The following is a 21,777-nucleotide window of genomic DNA, read 5'->3' on the forward strand; positions in this document are numbered from 1 at the left end:
AAGGGGCGATCGGCCAACTGGCACGGCGCCGAGGTGGACCTGCTCGATTGGCTCTCGGCGGGGAGGACCTACCGCGCCGTCACCACGTCACCGTGAGCGCATCCCGCAGGCGAGGGGGCATGGGACGTGCTGCGTCTGGAGCTGTCGGAGAGCTGGGCGGAGGTGCACGCGCCGGGGGGGAGGGTGCTGCGCTACGTGGCGGGGGAGCCTCCCAAGCGCCGCCCGTACATCCACCCCATCTCCCTGCCGGGAGGCCCGGCGATGACCGCCGACCGCCCGGAGGACCACGTGCACCATCACGGGCTGTGGGTGGCCCACCACCGGGTCGACTCGGGCGGGCGCATCGACGACTTCTACCTCGAGCGAGGGCCCGAGGGCGAGATCGTCCACCGGGCCTACGAGGACGTGGTGCAGGAGGGGGAGCGCGTGGGCTTCGGCGCCGTGCACCACTGGGTCGCTCCGGACGGGTTCGTGCCGCTGGAGGATCGGTGGGACGTGCAGGTGGGGCAGTACGAGACGGGCGACGTCTTCATCGACTTCACCCTGGAGCTTCGGGCCACCGGCGGGGCGGTGCGGCTGCACACCACCAACGAGGGAGCGCTGCCGCTCATCCGCGTCGCCCGGTGGATGTCGGCCGACGCCGGGGGCATCATCACCAACAGCCGGGGTGCCACCAAGGAGTGGATGACGTTCGGTCGCAGGGCCGAGTGGGTGGACTGCTCGGCTCCCGACGAGCAGGGGGTCTGGCAGGGGTTGACCATCTTCGACCATCCGGCCAACCCGTCGTTTCCCGCTCCGTGGTTCACCCGCGACTACGGGCCCTTCGGCCCCGGCCCCAACTGCTTCGACGGCGACCTGGTCATCGCGCCCTGGCTTCCTCTGTTGCTGCGGTACCGCATCGTGGTGCACCGCGGCGACGTGAAGCAGGCTGGGATTCAGCGACGGTGGCAGGCGTACTACGCGGCCGCGTTGCGAGGCCGGCCGGCCAGCGAGGGGTGAGGGGATGAGCGGCACGCGCATCGCCCGAGTCGAGGTCTTGCCCCTGGTCTTGCCGTTTCGCGGGGAGTTTCGGATCTCCCGGGGGGTCATCGGGGCCACCGACAGGGGGCGCACGGTGGCCCTCGTCAAAGTGACCGCCGACGATGGCACGGTGGGGTGGGGCGAATCGTCGCCCATACCGGTCTGGTCGCCCGAGACGCTCCACTCCGTGGTGGGGGCCATCCGCGATCACCTGGGGCCCGCCGTCATCGGACGGCCGGTGGACGACCTGGACGGGCTGCACCGCGCCATGCACGAGGCCATCGCACCCGGCTTCGGCGCCGGGATGCCCATCGCCAAGGCGGGCATCGACATCGCGGTGCACGACCTGCTGGGCAAGATCCGGGGCCTGCCGCTGTGGGCCCTGCTGGGCTACCGGCGCGCGACGACGGTGACCCTCAGCTGGACCGTGGGCGCGCCCGATCTGGACTCCGCCCGGCGTTCCATCGAGGAGGGCCGGCAAAGGGGCTACCGCCACTTCAACGTCAAGGTGGGGCACGACGTGCACCACGACGTCGCGCTCTGCGAGATGGTCCGCAAGGTCGCCCCCGACAGCGTGCTGTGGGGGGACGCCAACGGAGGGATCCCGCCGCATCGGGCCGCGGCCCACGCCAGGGCCCTGGAGGCGGCGGGCCTGGATCTGCTGGAGCAGCCGGTACGGGCGGACGCCATCGGGACGTGGCGGGAGCTGCGCCAGCGCGTCGAGATCCCCATCGTCGTCGACGAGACCGTGACGGGGCCAGGTCCGTTGATGGAGCTGATCCGCGCCGATGCCGTCTCGGGCGTGGCGCTCAAGGTGACCCGCACCGGGGGTATCTTCCCCAGCCGGCAGTGTGCCGAGATCGCGATGGCCGCCGGGCTGCTGCTGGTCAGCAGCGGCCTCACCGATGCGGGCGTGGCGCTGGCGGCCAACGTCCACCTCGCGGCCGCCTTCGGCGTCGAGCTGCCTTGCGCCCTCAACGGCCCGCAATTCCTCGCGGACGACGTGCTGGCCCTACCCCTGGCCATCGAGGGCGACGTGGTGACCGTGCCGGATGGCCCGGGCCTGGGGATCGTGGTCGACGAGGAGAAGGTCCGGCACTATGCGGTCTCGCTGTGAGGGGGCGGAGGCGAGGTCATGGCAGATCGGATAGGCGTCGGCATCGTCGGCGCCGGAGGCATCAGCCGGGAGCACCTGAGGGCCTACCAGGCGTGGCCCGATGCGTGCCGGGTGGTGGCCGTGGCGGACGTCGTCGAGGAGCGTGCCCGCGACCTGGCGTCCCGGGCCGGCTGCGATGCCTGGTATACCGACTACCGGGCGCTGTTGGCGCGGCAGGACGTGCAACTGATCTCCATCTGCACGCCGCCCCACCTGCACGCATCGCTGACGGTGACGGCGCTCGAGGCCGGCAAGCACGTGCTGGTGGAGAAGCCGATGGCGGCGTCGCTGGAGGAGTGCGACGCCATGATCGCCGCCGCCGAGAGGCACGGGCGGCTCTTGTCGGTGGTCTTCCAGAACCGCTTCCACCCCGACTACTGGCGCATGAAGGCGCTGGTGGGTGGAGGATATCGGCATGGCGGTCCTCCGCTTTCGCTCCGGCGCGTTGGGGCAAATCACCGGCACGGTCGACGGCCACCGCGACTACGTCACGCTCGAGGTCAACGGTGAGCACGGGGCCGTCGCCCTCCCCTGGCAGGTGGCCGCCAAGGTGCCGGACGCTCACGGCTTTCCCGTGCCCGAACCGGTTCGGGTGGAACGACTCGAACGCTACGCCCGGTCGGTGCCGGTCCCCGAGGGAAGCGGTCACGCCGCCCAGGTGGGTGACGTGCTGCGTGCCCTCCGCGACGGAGGCCGGCCGGTGGTGGACGGGCGAGAGGGCCGTCGCAGCATCGAGCTGGTCACCGCCCTGTACGAGTCGGCCGTCTCGGGACGGCGGGTGCTCCTGCCCCTGACGCCTGCCGACCCCTTCTACACCACGTACGGACTCCACACGGCCATGCGTCAGGCAGGCCCGCACCCACCGGCCGAGCCGCCTTCCGCCCTCGTCGAGGGGAGGGAGCCGCCCATGACCTGACGGGTTGCGCCGTGCCCGTATCCACCCAGCCTCGGCCGGGTCACGCTGCCCCTCATCACGCCCAGCATCTTCTTCGTCACGGTCACCTCCATCATCGGGTCGTTCCAGGTCTTCGAGCTGACCAGCGTCTTGACCCGGGGAGGCCCGGCCAACGCCACCAACACCCTGGTGATGTTCATCTACCAGTACGCCTTCCAGTCGTTTCAGATGGGATATGCCTCCGCGGCCGCCTACGTGCTGTTTGCCATCATCCTGACGGTCACCATCTTCCAGTTCGCGACATCCAAGCGGTGGGTCTATCACCAGTGAGCCGGTGAGGGCCCTTGGAGGGGAATGGCATGCTGCCGAAGCCGGGAGTTGCCGCTCAGGTGGGGGTGTCTGCCCGTGCGGGCGTCCGTCCCCGGACTCGTCGGGTCGGGTCGAGCCTGCTGAGCTATGCCCTGCTGGGCGTGGCCGCCGTCCTGATGGCCATGCCCTTCATCTGGATGGTCTCGTCCGGGTTCAAGTCGTACCGGGAGATCTTCATGGATCCGTTCCGGCTCGTGCCGCAGCAATGGACGTGGACCAACTACCGCGACGTCTTCCGGGTCGCCCCGTTTCACCTCTACATCTTCAACACGGCCAAGGTCACCTTCTTCAGCACCCTCGGCACGCTGGCCACCTCGGCGCTCGGGGCCTACGCGTTCGCCCGCCTGCGGTTCCCGGGCCGTGACTATCTCTTCATGGGCTATCTCGCCACCATGATGATCCCCGGCCAGGTCACCCTGGTGCCGCGGTTCATCCTGATGCGGTGGCTGGGGCTCATCGACAATCACCTGGCGCTGATCCTGCCGGGGATGTTCACGGCGTACGGCACCTTCCTGCTCCGGCAGTTCTTCCTGACCATCCCCCGCGAGCTGGAGGAGGCGGCCGCCATCGACGGGGCGGGCTTCTTGCGGCGCTTCCTCACCATCATCCTGCCCCAGGCCAGGCCGGCTCTGGCGACGCTGGCCGTCTTCACCCTGATGTGGCACTGGAACGACTACCTCAACCCTCTCATCTTCCTGCACAGCCAGCGAAACCGCACCCTGGCCCTGGGGCTGGCCATCTTTCGCGGCGACGTGGACGTGCAGTGGAACCTGGTCATGGCCGCCGTCACCATCTCGGTCGCGCCGCTGGTGGTCGCATTCCTGGCGGCTCAGCGATTCTTCGTCGAGGGGATCGCCCTGACGGGGCTCAAGGGTTGAGCACCGAGCGACGGGGGCCGGACCGCGCCCGTGCGGCGCCATGCTGGCGAGAGCCACCCGTCACCCTTATAATGACGCGAGCATGGTGCCCGAGCGATTCGACGAGATGGCCGGGTGGCTGAGGGCGCACGGGCTGCGGCCCAGTTCACCACGCATCGCGGTGCTCTCGTTCCTCGAGCGGCGAGGCCAGCACCTGACGCCCTACGAGATCTACGAGGGCCTGCGGGCGGCGGGAGCGCCCGTCAGCATCGCCACCCTCTATCAAAACCTGCAGGCGTTGAGCCGCCACGGCCTCATCAAGCGCATCGTGGGGCCCGACGGGGCGGTGCGCTACGACGTCAACCTGGCGCCGCACCACCACCTGGTCTGCGAGCGATGCGGCCGCCTGGTCGACGTGGGGCTGTCAGGGCCGCTGGACGTGCGGCCGGTGCTGCTCTCCCGTCACGGTCTGGAGCAGGAGCCGCCGCTGGATGCGGCAGGGGCCGGATGGCGCATCCAGGGGGCGCAGGTGGAGTTTCGTGGGACGTGTCCCGACTGCAGCCAGCGCACGACCTCGCCGGGCACGAAGCGACGGCGCCGCACCAGCCAAGGGCCGACCAGGCGCCGGCAGCGTCCGACGACGTGACCCGCGACGAGCGGGGCTCCGGGGTGTCGCCCCAGAGCCCCGCCCGGTGAAGGAGTGCACGCAGCCGAGCGTCGGCGGCCGGCTCAGGATGCCAGGCGTCGGGCCAGGTCGGCCAGCACCTGCGGGTCGACACCCGGTGCGAACTCCTCCGGCACGTCGGGCAGCACGGGCACGGGCCCGCCCTCGGGAGGCCCGTCGACCACCTGGAGCGTGCCCCCGTCGGGAGCCGGGCCCCGCCAGATCTTGCCGATCTCCTGGTAGTCCTGCGGGCTGAAGCGGTACAGCGCGCGATGGACGCCCGCCTCCTCGAACTTGCGGGCCTCCGGGAACTTGCTGTTTTCGATGTTGGGGATGGGCAGCATCTTGGAGACATCGACACCCGTGAGGCTCTCCAGGGCCTTGGCATAGGCCAGGGCATGGACGCCACCCCGCACCAGCAGGTAGCCTATCATCTGGCGGGCCACGGGGTTGCGGGTCATCTCGTAGACCCGGATCTTCTGGAGCCGGGCCCCATTCTCCAGGAAGAAGTTGTGGAGCAGGTCCAGCACCAGGTTGCCGCTGGAGAAGACGTAGTCGCCTCGCCAGGACCCGCCCATCGAGTCGCCCACCAGGGCGGTCTGGCCCGTTGCGATGAAGTGATGGGTGTTGCGGAGCGACGCGGCACGCGACAGCGGTGCCTCGTCGGGAGCTCCCGGGCTCGTCGAGCCCGACAGCAGCGCATTGACCGTGGCGGCCACCAGCTCGATGTGGCCCAGCTCCTCGGTGGCGATGTTGGCGATGAGGTCGTAGTAGGGCTTCAACTTCTCGCGGCCGCGGAAGTTGAAGGACTGGTACATGTAGTTCATGAGGGTCGACATCTCGCCGAACCGTCCGCCCAACAGCTCCTGGACGGCCGCCGCGGCATTGGGGTCGGGCTCCTGGGGGTGCGGCAGGGCGACCTGCAGGCGATCGACACGCAGGAACACCGGTCGACACCTCCATAGTCATAATGATTATGGCTGCCGAGGAGGAGATTAGCCCGCGTACCGGTCGCTGTCAAGGGCGACGGGACCGGCATCGGATGCCGCCGGCCGGGGCTGCGTCCGTGGGGATCACACATCCACGGAGGAGGAGCCCAGCGGCCCCTGAACCTACCGGTCGCGTATGCCACCGACTCTCGCGCGCCTGGCGACCTGGACGCTGCTGGCCCTCGCGGCGACAGCCACGGTGGGCCCGGCGGGACGCGCCGAGCAGCCGGATGCCGGCGACCGCCCCGCCGCGTTGCGCATCGATGGGGAGAGCGTCTGGCATCTTCGCTTCGCGCTGGGCGACGCCGACTCCATCCCCGGGGGCTCGGACCTGTTCGCCAGCGGCGTGCCGACCCTGGAGCAGCAGCTGCGGCTGCGCCTCGAGGGGGACGTGGCTCCGGGCGTGACGGTCTCGGCCGACCTCGACAACGTCCGCAGCGACAACCTCCAGCTGCTGGGGGTCGACATCCGGTGGGCTCACGGCGTGCTGCACCTGGGCGACCTGCAGCTGCGCTCCCAGAGCCGTTACGCGGCCAGCCCCGCGGCCCTCATCGGGGCCCGGGTCGAAGCCCAGTGGGGCGACTTCTCCCTGACCGGCCTCGTCGGCCGTGCACGGGGCATCCCCGCCACCAAGACCTTCGTCGGGCAGAGTAGCGAGGAGGTCGTCGAGTGGGTCATCGGCGGCAGCGGCGGCGAGCGGCCGCCCTATGCCCCCTCGCTCGGGGACGGCGCCGTGATGGTGGCCGACGCTCGCGGTGCCCAGGGCTTCCGGCTCAACCGCCCCTTCGACGCGGACTTCGTGCGGGTATGGTGGGTGCCTGTGGAGGAAGGGATGGCGCCGGCATGCGGGACCTCCGCTCCCGGCGTCACACTGTCGCAGCTGCTGGCCGAGTACCGGCTCGACTTCCTGCTCTACCGACCGGGGCAGCCAGCCGGCCAGGTGGGGGTCCTGGTGCCGCTGTCGAGCGGGGACGAAGCCCGGGAGCCGCCATGGTTGCCTCCCCAAGAGGCAGGCCGCACCTACTTCCCCCTCGAAGCCGGACAGCTGGTCGGCCTCGCCTCGCCGGATGCCGAGGCGCCCGGGTACGTGCTGCTCCGCCTGGAGTCGATGGATCTGCTGCGGGCGCACGTCGAGGCGCTCATCCGCCGCTACAACCTCCAAAACGGCTTGAGCGGCCCCACCCAGCGGCAATACCCGCTGGTGCGGGGCAGCACCTCGGAGGCCCAGTTCCTGCAGCGGCTGCGCCTCCACTACCTGCTGTGGGCGGGGCTCGGGCCGCATCCCGGCGGCGACGGTTGGGTGGCGGCCGCCGACGGACCGGTCTCCCTGGACGCGCTCGGCACCTGCCCGCACTTGCGGGAGCGCCTGGGTTTGGGAGCGTCCAACGAGGTCGACGGCTCCGAGCCGGGCGGCCCCGAGGCACCGCTCTACCTGCTGGGGCGGGGCGAGATCGATCCCACATCGCTGGAGCTGCAGGTGCGCTTGCCGGAGGGGCGGCTGGAGCCCGCGGAGGATCGGGGCATCGGCTGGCGCCTCTACGCCGAGGAGGGCGTGCTGCAGCTCCGGTACCCGGGCCAGGTCGCCGAGCTCCTGGCGCCGGGGGGCGATCTGGCGGCGCTGCGCGTGCGGTACCGCTACAGCGTCAGCCAGGGCGTCTACTTCCTGGGCACCTCCATCGCGGTGGGCAGCGAGCGGGTCTACCTGGACGGGGCCCTGCTCCAGCGCAACGTGGACTACCTCATCGACTACGAGCTCGGCATCCTGACCCTCCTGCGGGAAGTGGGGCCTGCCAGCCGCCTGACGGTGCAGTTCGAGTACTTCCGTGGCGGACTGGGGGCCAGTGCCGAGTACAACCGCAACATGCTGGGTCTCGAGGCCCAGTGGGCGCCGGCTGGGGACGAGGGGCCCTGGCGGCTGGTCGGAGGCCTCTTCGTCGAGGCGGACGAGCCCCGCCCGCTGGTGGAGCCCGAGCGCGCCCGCACCATGCCCAACACCCACGTGGTGGCGGCTCTGCGCGGCTCGTACGGGGCCAGCGGCCCCACGGGAGCAGAGGGCAGCGGCCAGGGCTGGTGGGGGCAGTGGGACCTGGCGTGGTCGTACGACCGGTTTCCCATCGACGACAACCTCCGCGACCACCAGGCCAACCGGGTCCACGCCGTGACGGGAAGCGCCGAGGGCGACCCGTCGTCGGGGACGGCGAAGGCACCACTGGTCATGGTGGGGCACGGGGCCGGGTTGACGGTGCTGCGGTTGGAGCCGAGCGGCGAGACGACAGCCCATCTCTACACCACCGCTCATGGCTTGAGCGGCCTCACCGTGCGGGCCATCGCACCGGCCGTCCCAGGCACGATCTCGGATGGGAGCGACGGCGCGTCGGCCTTCTCGAGCCCACCCCTGGCGTGGCTGCTGGCGACCGAGTCGGGGCTGACGGTGGTGCTCAATCGCCCGGGGGAGGAGACGCCCTCCCTCGATCTGACGGCCAACTGGCTGCGTCGCTACACCCACCACGGTCTGCCGTCCAACGACGTGCACGACGTGCTCTACATCGGCCGTCAGGTCACGACGCCGGAGCGCATGTCAGGCTCCGTCTGGGTGGCCACGTCCCGGGGTCTGGCGTGGGCGCCGGCTACGGATCTCGAGGCTGCGGCGGTGCTCGCCTCCGTCGCGGCCGACGACGTGCTGACCTCCTGGCGATCCTGGGAGAGCCTGCCGGGCTCCACGGAGCCCCTCGATCTGCGCGACCTCGCCGTGGTGGCAGGGAGCGGGGACGAGGTGCCCATCATCCTCCTGGCGGCGTCCTCGGAGGGCCTGCTATGGCTCTGGTGGCCCGACGACCCCAGCGCGGCCGAGCCGACCGTGCACCGCATGCCCCTGGGTCCGCTGCGGCGGGTGGCCGGCATCGTCCGGCCGGGGGAGGGGGAGGCCCCCTCGACGGTGAGGCTGTTCGCCGGCACCGACAAGGGCCTGCTCTACGTGGACGTGCTGGCGACCATCGCGGCGGGTGGCCGCCCCAACCTGCAGGTGCTGGACGGCCCGCACCCCGTCTCGGGCATCGCCGGTGCGGTCCATGCCCTCCAGTGGCAGACCGAGGAGGACGCCGCCGGGGGCCCATCCCTTTGGGCCGCGACCGACGCCGGCCTCTACCGGGTCGACCCGGGGAGACCCGGGCAAGACGAGCCAGCGTCGCTGGCGCAGGGGTCCTTCACGGCGGTGGGGCTGGGCGCCTCTCCCGCCGGCGGCTCACCGACGACCCTCTGGGCCGCCGGGTCTCCTCCGGTGGGAGGGCCGTCCCTTTGGTGGATGGACCGCGGCACCCTCGGGACATTTCAGGTGCCCGCGGAGGAGCTGCCGGCCCAAGATCCGGCGCGCTTCCAGGACCCGCCCACGGTGCGTGAGCGTACGGGCATGGCCGGGCAGGTGGCGCTCGGTTACGGATGGGGCACCGGCGGCGTCGACTTGCGCTACGAGCGCGTCGAGCCCTCGTTTCGGGCCATCAATGACACCCGTCGCCAGTGGCTCGACGGCTGGGAGGTGACGCTGCGCCAGCGCCTGACCGAGAGCCTGGACGTCGTGCTGGCGCGCTCGGATCGGGTCAGCGCCGATCCCGAGACCGGCCGTGCCCAGCGCAACGTCGTCGAGCGCGGCGAGGCACGCTGGCAACTTCCCCTGCCGGCTCCGGCCACGTGGGCTTCGGCGCCAGCCCTGCGGGCGACGCTGCAGCGCTCGCGGCTGGACAGCGACGAGGCGCGGCCGGGCTTCGAGGCCACCACCCTGACCCGGGGGCTGCGCGTCGAGCAGCGACTCTGGCAGGAGCGGATCGTGCTGGCGGCCGGCTACGAGCAGGTGAGGCACCAGGAGGTTCGACGCGCCGGGTACGTGTCGCACAACCTGGTGGCCGACCTGTCGGCCGTGCTCTTGCCGGACACCCGCTTGACGGTGCGCTTCAGCTATCCCCTCAAGGTGACGGAGGCCCACGGCGGCGATCCCCCCCGCATGGAGGGGAGCCAGCAGCTCCAGGTGGGAGCAACGGCCGCCCGCTCGTTCGGCCCGGTTCGCACGTCCGTGACGCTGGGTCAGCAGTCGGGATGGCGGGTGACCGGTGAGGGCACGTCTCCCGAGCGGGCGGGCAGCCAGGCGACCCTGTCGGTGGCGGCCGAAGAGATGACCGTCGCCGGGTGGCGCCTGCAGCCCAGCGGCCGACTGGGCTACACCCGCACCGACAGCGCCCGCAGCCAGTCCACCGGCCTGGCCGTCAACGGCGGGCTTCGGGCCCGCTGGGCCCCGGCCGCGCTCGAGATGGCCCTCAGCGCCGACCGCCAGTACCAGTGGGCCGTCTTGCCCTCGACCAAGCAGACCCGGCAGGACCGGGCCGAGCTGACGTTGCGGAGCCGGGCCTGGTCCGGCATCGATCCCTCGCTTACCCTGCGGGTCGATGATCGACGGGCCGTGGCTGTCCCGGATGGGTGGAGCACCCAGACCCTGCAGCGCAGCGCCTCGGTGCGCGTGGGGTGGGCGCAGGCGTCATGGTGGCCACAGGAACTGCGGCTGAGCGCCGGTACGACGGCCTCCACCCAGCCCCCCGCCGACAGCCGCCGTGTCGGGGCCGCCTACGTGCTGACCCTGCGTCCGGGTGGCCCGTGGGAGCTGGCCACGACGCTGGAGGGCGAGGGCGGCGACGCAACCCGCTCGGGCCAGGCACGCCAGCCCCACTGGCGGATCTCGGTGCAGGGCAGGCTCGACCACCGCCTCTCCGGACAGTGGAGCGGGACCCTCGCGCTGGGGCACGCCCGGGGCGTACGCGATCCGCTCTCGTCCATCACCGGCAGTGTCGGTTACCTGGAGCCCCGGCCCTTTGCGGTGAGCTGGGCAGAGCTCTCCGTCCGCGCCCGGTTTTGAATCGAATCGTCTTGCGCGCCCCGGTCTCACCACGAACTCCGTCCCGGTTTTGAAGAATCCCCCGGCTTTCGTGTCCTCTTCATTGAATGCGTCGATGGGCGGGATGAGGCGCGTCTGCCACAGAGAATCAGAGAGTAAGAAGGATAACTATGACGATCCAGTGTGCTGATGACATGGGATTCGCTCTCGTGCGATACAACGCCTCTTAGAAGGCGTAACGGGTCATTGGAAGCGCGTGCGAACCCTGGAGTACATTGGGAGTTGAATGGATCCCGACGGTCCAGAACCGTGCAAGGTCGGGTCGCAACCTGTCGAAGTGTTGAATCTTGATCTTTGAAACGGGGGGTTGTCGACGTGGCGGCTGCGCGACCCTGGGATGGCCCTCATCGGCCGGTGCCCTGCGCTCGCAGGCTCCGTCCGTCGCTCGTGTCATGGCTCTCGATGGCTCTCGTCGGGCTGCTGCTCGCGGCTGGCGGACCGACGGTCCAGGCCGCGGACGTCTCGCCCCCCGAAAAGGAGCGAAGCGCCTGGCAGAGCGGGGCACTGGAGTACCACCCCGGCCGCGTCATCGTGCGCTTGCGCGACGACATGGCGGGAGCCGCTGGGGTACAGGCGCTGAGGGATCTGGGCTATGCCGTGGCCCGTCCGGTGAGCTTCCGGCCTTCCGCGGACTTCCCCGACGGGTTGACCCTTTACGTCGTCGATCTCCCCGAGGGCCAGACGGCCGAGCAGGCCGTCGGCCGGCTGAGCCAGTCGCCAGGCGTGCTGTACGTGGAGCGGGACTGGAAGGTCTACAAGGACCAGGCCGTGCTGCCACGCCAGGCCGTCATGCCCGACGATCCTGCCTTCATGGCCGGCGCCATGTGGGGGCTCCACAACCAGGAGATCCCGGAGCCGTACGTCGACCCGTACATGGTGGGCGAGCCGGTGGACGACGCCGACATCGACATGCCGGAGGGCTGGGTTCGACACACCGACTCGAGCCAGGTCATCGTGGCCATCATCGATACCGGGGCCTACGTGCAGCACCCCGACCTCGCGGACAACATCTGGGTCAACGAGGCCGAGCTCTACGGCCAGCCCGGCGTGGACGACGACCAAAACGGCTTCGTCGACGACCTCCACGGGTGGGACTTCTTCAACAACGACAACTCGGTCTGGGATCCCGACGAGCGTGACATCTACGGGTACCTCAACGACGAGCACGGGACCCACGTGGCCGGCACCATCGGCGCCCTGACCGACAACGGCATCGGTGTCGCCGGCATCAACTGGCGCATCCAGATCATGGTCCTCAAGTTCCTGGGGCCTCAGGGCGGCTACACGTCGGATGCCATCCGGGCCCTGGCCTACGCCTCGGCCAACGGCGCCATGCTCACCAGCAACAGCTGGGGAGGGGGCGGCTTCAGCCAGGCCCTCAAGGATGCCATCGAGGCCTCGGGCATGCTGTTCGTCGCCGCGGCGGGCAACAGCAACGCCAACAACGACTCGACGCCTCACTATCCGTCGAGCTACGACTCCCCCAACATCGTCGCGGTGGCCGCCAGCATGCAAAACGACCAGCGAGCCAACTACCCCGGCTGGTGGGGATCCAACTGGGGGGCGCGGAGCGTCGATCTGTTCGCGCCCGGCGGCTTCATCCTCTCCACCGTCCCTCCCGACCCACCGCCCGCCCCGGGCGAGCCGCCCGAGGAGGCGTACGCCTTCTTCTACGGGACGTCCATGGCCACGCCGCACGTGACGGGCGTCGCCGCGGCCCTCATCGCCATGCACCCTGATCTGCCGCAGTATCCGGGCGCGCCGGGGTGGACGCCAGGCAGCCCCAGCATCAAGGAGGTCATCCTCCAGACCGTCGACCGCAAGCCGCAATTCGAGGGGCTGGTCTCGAGCGGTGGCCGTCTCAACGCGGCCCAGGCCCTGGCCATGTCGTTGCCGCCGGTCATCGTCGAGGCCACGGCCGAGCCTACCGAAGGTCCACCGCCCCTCGCCGTCTCCTTCTCGGCCCAGGCTACCGACCCCGACGGTGAGGTGGTCGACGTCTGGTGGGACTTCGGGGATGGGTCGGAGCCCGTACATTCCGATGAGGTCGTCCACACGTACCAGGAGCAAGGCAACTTCGAGGCCACCTTCCACGCCGTCGATGACAGCGGGCTGGAGTCGGTGGCGGTGATCCCCATCCGGGTCCTTCTGCCGCCGGACATCGAGGTGTCGCCGATCTCGATGGACGTCCATCTCGACTGGGACCAGAGCGAGGACCGTACCCTCGCCATCGCCAACCGCGGAGAGGGCCCCCTCCACTGGACCGTCGGCATCGTGCCGGGTGAGGGGCCGTCGGCGCCAGCCTCGGGGACGGCCGTCGATGTGCGGGCGCTGGAGCTGGCCAAGGAGGAGGCCGACCCCCGCGTCAATCCTCCCCAGCCCTATGGCCGGGGTGGGCCGGACGAGTACGGCTACGTCTGGATCGACAGCGACGAGCCCGGCGGCCCCCGGTTTGAATGGCTGGACATCCGCGCGTCGGGCGTGCGCCTGCCCATCACGGGGGATGACCAATCCGCCGACGTCGACTTGCCCTTCCCGTTCCCCTTCTATGGGGAGCTCAAGAGCCGCGTGCGCGTCTCATCCAACGGCTATCTCACCTTCGGCACCTTCGGCACGGACTGGAGCAACGATCCCATCCCCTCGACCGCCCAGCCCAACGACCTCATCGCCGTCTTCTGGGACGACCTGACCCTTTCGCAGGGCAACGTCTACGCCTGGGGGAGCCCCGAGGAGGGCATCTTCATCGTCCAGTACGACGGGGCTCGGCGGCTCGGCACCCTGCAGCGCTACGACTTCCAGGTCATCCTGCGGGCCGATGGATCCATCGTCATGCAGTACCTCCTCATGGAGCCGGGGCGGCTTGACGAGGCCACCATCGGCATCGAGGATGCTTCGGGCCAGACAGGGTTGCAAGTGGCCTTCAACCAGGCGTACGTCCACAACGAGCTGGCCGTGGGCATCTACCCGATGTGGGTATCAGCCTCGCCGGTGCAGGGTACCGTCCAGCCGGGCGAGGTGGCCGACGTGACCCTGACCTTCCAGGCTCTGCGCCTGCCCGAGGGCGAGTACCCGGCCACCGTCGTGGTGCGCAGCGACGACCCGGACCAGCCCGAGGTGTCGGTGGCCACGAGGCTGTTCGTCAACGCGTTGCAGCCGCCGGTCATCGAGCAGATTGCCGCGCAGCCTTGGGCCGGCGCCGCGCCGCTGGAGGTGCACTTCTCGGCCCAGGTGCGAGACCCTGACGGGCAGGTCGTCTCGGTCCTCTGGGATTTCGGCGACGGCAGCGACCCCGTCTCCGGCACGCTCGACGTGGTGCACGTGTACGAGGTCGAGGGGGAGTACGAGGCCACGTTGACCGTGGTGGACGACGAGGGCTTGACCGCCAGCGCCTCCGTCCCCATCGTCGTCCGCCCCCAGCCGTCCATCTCCGTGGAGCCGCCTTCCTTCAGGGCCTTGGTCCGGGCCCACCGGATCCGCACCGAGACCCTCCGGATCGAAAACACGGGGGAGGCGTCGCTCGAGTACACCATCCGCGTCGAGACCTCTCAGGGCACGGCGGCCGTGCCGGCGGAGGATCTGCCCCCATGGGAACCCGGCAGCAAGGAGGCCGTCGACCCGCGGGGCGGCCGGTTGCACCCCCAGGGCTTCGGCGGGCCCGACGCGTTCGGCTACCTGTGGCGTGACAGCGACGAGGCCAGCGGCCCGGCCTTCGAGTGGGTGGAGATAAGCGGCGTCGGCACCCGTCTTCTCCTCTCCGAGGACGGCTTTGAGAGCGTCGAGCTGCCCTGGCCCTTCCCCTTCTACGGCCAGGAGAAGCAGCACGTGGTCATCTCGGCCAACGGCTACCTGACGTTCGGCACGACGGGCGGGGACTACACCAACGACCCGATCCCGTCCTCCTCGACGCCCAACGACCTGCTCGCGGTCTGGTGGGACGACCTCAGCCCCCAGCGAGGAGACGGGGCGGTCTACTACCACCACGATCCCGTGGGCGACCGGTTCATCGTCCAGTGGACCGACGTGCAGCGGTACCCCGGCCGGGGATCCCACACGTTCCAGGCCATCCTGTATCCTGACGGCCGCGTCGTCTACCAGTACCTCGAGATGGCCTTCGGACAGCCTGGCGATGAGGCCTCGGCCACCGTCGGCATCGAAAACGCCGACGGCACCGATGGGCTCGAGGTGCTGTTCAACGCAGCGGGCTACATCCACGATGGGCTCGCCATCGCCTTCTGGCCCTACCGGTGGCTGGCGGTGGAGCCGCAGGCCGGCACCGTGGAGCCCGGCGAGGCCGCCGACGTCGAGGTGGTCATGGACCTGACGCCCGTCGCTGGCGGCATCCTCAATGGGGTGCTGATCGTCGAGAGCAACGACCTGTCGCAACCCCAAGTCCGGGTGCCGGTGCAGGTGGAGGTGCTGGCCAACCAGCCACCGGTCATCGACGCGGCCGGCGTCAACCCGTCGCGGGGCCCCTTGGGCACCACGTTCCAATTCGTGGCCGCTGCCAACGATCCCGATGGCTCCATCGCCGACGTCTACTGGGACTTCGGGGATGGCAGCGGCCCCGTCCATGCCTTCGTGGCCACTCACGCCTATGCGAGCGAGGGCGTCTACACCGCCACCTTCACCGCTGTCGACAACGATGGGTATCGCAGCTCGGCCAGCGTGACGGTGCGGGTGCAGCAGACCCCCCAGGCCCGCTGGGCACCCCGTCAGCTCTTCATGGAGGTGGCGGCCGGACAGTCGACGTCGGCGACGCTGACCCTGAGCAACGACGGAGCCGGCCCCCTGGTCTTCGGCTCGGCGGAGGAGGGGACCCGGTGGGTTGCCACGCCCGAGCGGCTCGTGGCCCCGCATGAGGTGCAAGAGCCCGACACCAGGACGGCCGAAGGGATGTACGCACCCAATCCGGACCCCGATCGCTCCCCCTGGCTGCCCGAGGCCGTGGGCGACGTCATCACCTCCTGGCCGGCTCCGGCGCCCATCGGCCTGGCTTGGGGCGTCGGCGTCAACTGGCGGACCGGGCATCTGGTCATCTCGGACCCTGATCTCCTGCAAGACTTCGTGGTGCCGCCCGACGGCAGCGCGCCGGTCGCGAGCTGGCCCACCCCGTGGGCGGGCGCCTGGCCTGGCGACATGGCCTTCGACGGCACGACCATCTGGCAGGTCAACGTGGGTGGCGACAACGGGCTGTACCGGCTCGATCCCATGACGGGCGAGGTGCTGGCATCCATCACCTCCGTGCCGTGGGGCATCTCGCAGCGCGGCCTGGCCTACGATCCGGAGACGGACACCTTCTTGGTGGGCGGCTGGAACGAGGACGTCATCTACCGCGTCGCGGGCCTCAGCCACCCCAATCCCGGCACCCTCGTCGAATCCTGGTCGATGCCGGTGGGCATCGCCGGGTTGGCGTACCACCCCAACGCCGGCATCCTCATCGTGGCCAGCAACGCGGCGCCCGACATGATCTACTTCGTGGACGTCGCGACCCGTACCACGGTGGCCCAGTTCCCGCACCCCGCCCAGGGCTCGTACGGGGGGGCCGGCATCGAACTCGACGCCGACGGTCGTCTCTGGGTGGCCTCGCAGACGGATAACCGCCTCTACCTGGTGGAGACCGGGCTGGGCCCTGTCTCGGGCTGGCTGCGCTGGCAGCCCGAGAGTGGCGAGGTGCCCCCTGGCGGGTCCATGGCCATCACGGTGACCGTCGACGCGTCGACGCTGCAGGTCGGCGAGCACCAAGGCAGCGTGGTGCTGACGACCAACGATCCCGAGCACCCGCTGATCATGGTGCCGGTCTCGGCTCGGGTGGCGGCGCCGCCGGTCATCGCCGAGGCCACGGCAGATCCGACCCTGGGGGAGCCACCGCTCACGGTCCGCTTCCGGGCGGTCGTGATCCCCGGTGACTCGCCGCTGGCGACGACCCGCTGGTCGTTCGGCGACGGGAGCCGCGCCGACGGGCTCGAGGCCGAGCACACCTACACGAGCGAGGGTCGCTACGAAGCCACCTTCACCGTCGTCGACACGCTGGGCGGCACGGCATCGGTCAGCCTGCCCATCGAGGTGCGGCTCTTGCCGAGCCCCACGGTGGATCCGACGCGCATCGAGACCACCTTGACCGCGACCGGCGTCGAGAGCCACACGGTCTCCCTCGGCAACGTGGAGGGCAACGCACCCCTGGAGTTCCGGGTGCGGGTCCGGGAGGGAGCCGCGCCCGTCATCGCCCTGCCTCGCCGGGTGGGCACGGTGGCGGACCCTGACGCCCCCACGGCGCAAGGCCTCTACGAGCCGCTCGCGCCGGAGCTGGCCCAGCGCATCCGTGCCAACGTCCGGCCCGACGCGGTGGGGGATGTGCTGGCAGCTTGGCCGCTGCCCGCCGAGATCGTCCTGGGCTGGGGCGTCGGCTACGACCAGACCAAGCTCTGGATCTCGGATCCCGAGCAGCGCAAGGACTTCTGGACGACCCCCGCGGGGCAGCTGGTGGGCAGCGTCGACACGCCGTGGGCGGGCTCGTGGCCGGCGGACCTGGCCTACGACGAGCGCCACGGCCTGATCTGGCAGGTCAACGTCGGCGGCGACAACGCGCTGTACGGGCTGGATCCGCAGACGGGTGAGGTCGTGGCCGTCATCGACGATCCACAGTGGAGCGCCGTCTCGCAGCGCGGCGTCGCCTACCGCGACGACAACGACACGCTGTACGTGGGCGGTTGGAACGAGGACATCATCTACCAGGTCAAGGGCCTCAGCTGGGACCAGCCCGGCCAGGTGCTGGCGGCCTGGAGCCTCTCGGGAGCCGGCATCAGCGGTCTGGCCTGGCATCCGGACGGCCTCCTGTGGGTCGCCACCAACTCGCCGGGTGACTACATCTACGGGCTCGACCTGGAGACCCTCGAGATCGTCTACCAGTTGCCCGGCCCGTCTGGCGGGGACTACCTGGGAGCCGGGCTCACGCTGCACGAGGACGGCAACCTGTGGGCCGTCACCCAAGACAACATGGCCTACCTGATCAGCACCGAGATGCCCCTGCGCCGGGGCATCACGGTCGAACCCAGCTCGGGCATCGTGCCGCCGGGTGAGAGCCGAACGCTGACCCTCACCATCGACGCCGCCCAGCTGGGGCTGCCCGGGCAGGACGTGGCGAGCTACCTGGAGATCATGACCAACCATCCGTTGCAGCCGGTCCTGACGGTCGACGTGGTGACCCACATCCTGCCGGGCCCCTCCATCGAGGAGCTGACAGTCAGCCCCACCCTGGGCGAGCCGCCACTGGAGGTGAGCGTCAGTGCCCGTGTGGCCGGGCCCGTGCATCCCATCGTCGACGTCTGGTGGGACTTCGGCGACGGCAGCGAGCCCGTGCACGCCCTGCGGGCCTCCCACGTCTACACGTCGGAGGGGACCTACGAGATCAGCCTGCACGCCGTCGACGCGGTGGGCGTGGAGACGGTGGCGCGACGCACCGTCGAGGTGCGCTATCTGCCCGTGCTGGAGGTGGAGCCCGCCTCCCTCGCGGCGCACCTGACCCAAGGGGAGCAGACCCAGCAGGTGCTGACGGTGCGCAACGCGGGCGAGCGCCAGGCGATGAACTACTGGATCACCACGGCACCCAGCTTCTCGGGTGCACCTGAGTACCGGCGATTCGCCTCACGGCCGCGCGAGAAGGGCGAGGCGGAGCCTCGGGGCTGGCCCGTGACGTACGGGAGCGGTGGGCCCGATCAGTACGGTTACGTCTGGATCGACAGCCGGGACCCCGACGGCCCCGGCTACGAGTGGGTGGAGATCCGCGACGTCGGCACGCCGGTCACGTTGGATGACGAGAGCGGCGTGGTGGTCGAGCTGCCGTGGAGCTTCCCATTCTACGGCCAACTGAAGCAGCAGGTCGCCATCGCATCCAACGGCTACCTCACGTTCGGGACGGCGACACGCGGATACTGGACCAACACGCCCATCCCCGACCCTGCCCAGCCCAATGATCTCATCGCCCCCTTCTGGACCGACCTGGACCCGGGCCAGGCGGGCAGCGTCTACTACCACTACGACGAGGCCGGCGACCGGTTCGTCGTGGAGTACGAGGCGGTGCCCGAGTGGGGGCTGAGCGGTTCGGCCCACACGTTCCAGATCATCCTGCACCGTGACGGCAGCATCCTCTACCAGTACCGATCGCTCCAGGGCGACCTGACCAGCGTCACCGTCGGCATCGAGAATGCCACGGGCAGCGACGGCCTGCAGGTGGTCTACAATGCGCCCTATCTGGAAGATGGCCTGGCCGTGCTGCTCACGCCGGTAGGGCGGCTGGTGCAGGTGGCGCCCGAGGCGGGCTACCTGCTGCCCGGCATGGCCCAGGACGTCATGGTCACCCTCGGCGACCCCGCCGCCGCGGCCGGCCTGTACCGGATCAACCTCTTCGTCATGTCCGACGATCCGTTTCGGCCGCAGGTCGTCGTGCCGGTCACCCTCGACATCAACGGCGTCCCCCAGGTGAGCATCCTCGCTCCGCAGGAGGGCGCCGTCCTGCAGGGGCCGGCGGAGGTGCGCTGGCGGGTGGACGACGATGACGAGGTGAGCGTGGACGTGGCCTACAGCCCGGACGGCGGGGAGAGCTGGACGCCCATCGCCCAGGGGCTGACCGGCGTCGACCGGTTGCTGTGGGAGACGGAGTCGGTGCCTGCTGGCGAGGGGTATCGGGTCCGGGTGACCGCCACCGACCTCGAGGGGCAGGTGGGCCACGCCGTCAGCGGGACGTTCGCGGTACACCGGCCTCCGCAGGTGGCCATCCTGGCGCCGGAGGCGGGCAGCCTGCTGGCCCGTCCGCAGGCGGTCATCCGGTGGGAGGCCAGCGACCCGGAGGACGGCGACGACGTCGTCATCGATCTCCATTACCGGATCGGCGAAGGCGCCTGGCGGCGCATAGCCTTCAACCAGCCCAACACGGGGCAGTACACGTGGGACATCCGGGAGGTCCCGACCAGTGCCGAGGTGGCGCTGCGCCTCTCCGTGCGGGACCGGGAGGGCGGGTTGCGCCAGGTGGTGGTCGGGCCGCTGACGGTCACCGATCTGCCCGTCGCGGACTTCCTCTTCGAGCCGCCCGACGGCATCACGACGGAGACGGACATCCGCTTCGTCGACCGTTCCACCGATCCCGACGGAGCCGTCAGCGGATGGCAGTGGTCCTTCGGCGACGGGGCCACCAGCGCCGAGCAGCAGCCGACGCACCGTTACGCGCAGGCCGGCATCTACGACGTGCGACTGGTGGTCGTCGACGACGTCGGGGCGGCCAGCGCTCCGGTGCGACAGACCCTGGCGGTGGGCGCGCCGGAGGCGCCCGTCGTGGGCTTCATCTACAGGGACACCGTGCCCGGTGAGGATACCCTGGACGCCATGGCGCTGGTGGGCCTGTGGGTGACCAAGTACGGCGACGGCACGCCACGGATCGCAACGGCGCGCTTCGACGGTGACCCGGTCGGCGGGGCCGGCTTCCAGGAGGTCGGGGGCTTCTTCGACCTGCATCTGGACGCGAGCGAAGGCGTCGCCGCTCTGGAGGGGCGCTGGCACTTTCCCGAGGACGTGGCACATCCGGAGTCGCTCATCCTGGTCTGGTACGACCCGCGGGCCGGTCGGTGGAACCGCGTCGAGCCGCAGAGACTGACCGTGGCACCCGGCGGCGGGTACGGTGGCTACATCCGGTTCACCATCGACGCGTCGTCGACGCCTCGCATCGACCAGCTCGGGGGGACGCTCTTCGGCGGCGTCGTCAACCAGGCACCGGTCGCGGCGTTCGCCGTGGAGCCGGAGTCGCCGACGGTGCTCGACACCGTGCGATTCGTGGACGCCTCCTCGGACCCGGACGACAACCTGGTGGCGTGGGCCTGGGACTTGGGCGACGGTGCCACCAGCTCGGAGCGCAACCCCCAGCACCGCTACGCGCGCAAGGGCACCTACACGGTCCGGCTGACGGTCACCGACGCCGCCGGTGAGGAGGCGACCGTCCAGCGGCTCGTCCAGGTGGTCAACGCGGCACCGATAGCGGCCTTCCGCCACGAACCGGAGGCGCCCACCATCCTCGATACGGTCCGCTTCGTACAGGAGGCGACCGACCCGGACGGCGAGGACGACCTGGTGGCGTGGGCCTGGGACTTGGGCGACGGTGCCACCAGCTCGGAGCGCAACCCCGAGCACCGCTACGCGCGCAAGGGCACTTACACGGTCCGGCTGACGGTCACCGATGCGGACGGCGCGACGACCACGGCCCAGCGCGCGCTGCAGGTGGGCAACGTGCCGCCTCAGGTGCGCATCGTCGAGCCCAAGGCCGGCACGGTCTGGACGGGCATCCAGGTCATCGAGTACGAGGCGACCGACGCCGACGGCGATCCGCTCACCATCGCCTTCGACTACCGGCCGGCCGACGGCGGCGGCGAGTGGCAGCTCATCGCCCAAGAGCAGCCCAACGCCGGCAAGTTCGCCTGGCACACGGCGTCGGTCAAGCGAGGAGGGCGCTACGAGCTCCGGGTCACGGCCAGCGACGGCGAGGCGTCCGCCAGTGCCATCAGCGAGCCCTTCGTCGTCTCGGTGGTGGAGGGCCTCGTGACGCACGGCCCCAACCCGGCCCGGGACGCCGTCACGTTCTACTTCGACCTGGGCGAGCGATCGGGTGAGCTGCACGTCTTCCGCATCGATGGCCGGCCGGTGGCGCGGTGGCGCCTGGCCGACGGCACGACGAGCCTGGTCTGGGACCTCACCGACGCCGACGGGCGGGTGCTCGGCAGCGGCCTTTACCTCTACGTGGTCGTGACGGAGACGGGCGAGACGTCGGGCGTGCGCCGTCTGGTGGTGGAGCGGTGAGGCGCGGAGCAGCCATGGGTGGCTCAGCCGGGGGCGAGCACGGGAGAGGGGCATG

10 protein-coding genes are annotated in these 21,777 nt (G+C 70.4%); 9 read left to right on the forward strand and 1 reads right to left on the reverse strand.

What is annotated here, in order from left to right; translation table 11 throughout:
• The first annotated feature begins 126 nt into the window (after positions 1–126).
• From VLY81_RS05485 to VLY81_RS05515, 7 genes are all read left to right on the forward strand, one after another.
• Positions 127–999, forward strand: a complete 873-nt coding sequence (locus tag VLY81_RS05485) for a DUF6807 domain-containing protein (protein WP_324670021.1) — start codon at positions 127–129, stop codon at positions 997–999.
• Positions 1,000–1,003: 4 nt separating this feature from the next.
• The gene (locus tag VLY81_RS05490; RefSeq protein ID WP_324670022.1) at positions 1,004–2,137 is read left to right on the forward strand and encodes a mandelate racemase/muconate lactonizing enzyme family protein; all 1,134 of its coding nucleotides are present in this window, start codon (positions 1,004–1,006) and stop codon (positions 2,135–2,137) included.
• A gap of 18 nt (positions 2,138–2,155) precedes the next feature.
• Positions 2,156–2,686 (forward strand): Gfo/Idh/MocA family protein, encoded by a 531-nt coding sequence (locus VLY81_RS05495; RefSeq protein WP_324670023.1) that lies wholly within the window; start codon positions 2,156–2,158, stop codon positions 2,684–2,686.
• Positions 2,622–3,092: a Gfo/Idh/MocA family oxidoreductase gene (locus tag VLY81_RS05500; RefSeq protein ID WP_324670024.1), complete on the forward strand. Its 471-nt coding sequence runs from the start codon at positions 2,622–2,624 to the stop codon at positions 3,090–3,092. The genes VLY81_RS05495 and VLY81_RS05500 overlap by 65 nt, the downstream gene beginning before the upstream one ends.
• A 129-nt stretch (positions 3,093–3,221) precedes the next feature.
• Positions 3,222–3,401 (forward strand): hypothetical protein, encoded by a 180-nt coding sequence (locus VLY81_RS05505; RefSeq protein WP_324670025.1) that lies wholly within the window; start codon positions 3,222–3,224, stop codon positions 3,399–3,401.
• Between the two features lie 59 nt (positions 3,402–3,460).
• Positions 3,461–4,318 (forward strand): carbohydrate ABC transporter permease, encoded by an 858-nt coding sequence (locus VLY81_RS05510; RefSeq protein ID WP_324670026.1) that lies wholly within the window; start codon positions 3,461–3,463, stop codon positions 4,316–4,318.
• 40 nt (positions 4,319–4,358) lie between these two features.
• Positions 4,359–4,943 (forward strand): Fur family transcriptional regulator, encoded by a 585-nt coding sequence (locus VLY81_RS05515; RefSeq protein ID WP_324670027.1) that lies wholly within the window; start codon positions 4,359–4,361, stop codon positions 4,941–4,943.
• An 83-nt stretch (positions 4,944–5,026) separates the two neighbouring features.
• On the opposite strand, the gene VLY81_RS05520 is transcribed toward VLY81_RS05515, so the two are convergent.
• Complete coding sequence (locus VLY81_RS05520; RefSeq protein ID WP_324670028.1) at positions 5,027–5,908, reverse strand: manganese catalase family protein; 882 nt, start codon at positions 5,906–5,908, stop codon at positions 5,027–5,029.
• Between the two features lie 178 nt (positions 5,909–6,086).
• Between VLY81_RS05520 and VLY81_RS05525 the strand changes: the two genes are divergently transcribed.
• Both VLY81_RS05525 and VLY81_RS05530 read left to right on the forward strand, forming a co-directional pair.
• Positions 6,087–10,847, forward strand: coding sequence for a hypothetical protein (locus VLY81_RS05525; RefSeq protein ID WP_324670029.1), 4,761 nt, complete (start codon positions 6,087–6,089; stop codon positions 10,845–10,847).
• 441 nt (positions 10,848–11,288) lie between these two features.
• Positions 11,289–21,722 carry a PKD domain-containing protein gene (locus VLY81_RS05530; protein ID WP_324670030.1) on the forward strand — a complete coding sequence of 3,478 codons (10,434 nt, stop codon included), beginning with the start codon at positions 11,289–11,291 and terminating at the stop codon, positions 21,720–21,722.
• The last annotated feature ends 55 nt before the right edge of the window (positions 21,723–21,777 follow it).

Source organism: Limnochorda sp. LNt, from assembly GCF_035593265.1.
Lineage (GTDB): Bacteria > Bacillota > Limnochordia > Limnochordales > Geochordaceae > Geochorda > Geochorda subterranea.

What these genes read in the sequence shown, in the direction of transcription:
- VLY81_RS05490 (WP_324670022.1), top strand. Translation starts at nt 1,004, where the DNA reads ATGAGCGGCACGCGCATCGCCCGAGTCGAGGTCTTGCCCCTGGTCTTG.
- VLY81_RS05495 (WP_324670023.1), top strand. Translation starts at nt 2,156, where the DNA reads ATGGCAGATCGGATAGGCGTCGGCATCGTCGGCGCCGGAGGCATCAGC.
- VLY81_RS05515 (WP_324670027.1), top strand. Translation starts at nt 4,359, where the DNA reads ATGCTGGCGAGAGCCACCCGTCACCCTTATAATGACGCGAGCATGGTG.
- VLY81_RS05525 (WP_324670029.1), top strand. Translation starts at nt 6,087, where the DNA reads ATGCCACCGACTCTCGCGCGCCTGGCGACCTGGACGCTGCTGGCCCTC.
- VLY81_RS05530 (WP_324670030.1), top strand. Translation starts at nt 11,289, where the DNA reads ATGGCTCTCGTCGGGCTGCTGCTCGCGGCTGGCGGACCGACGGTCCAG.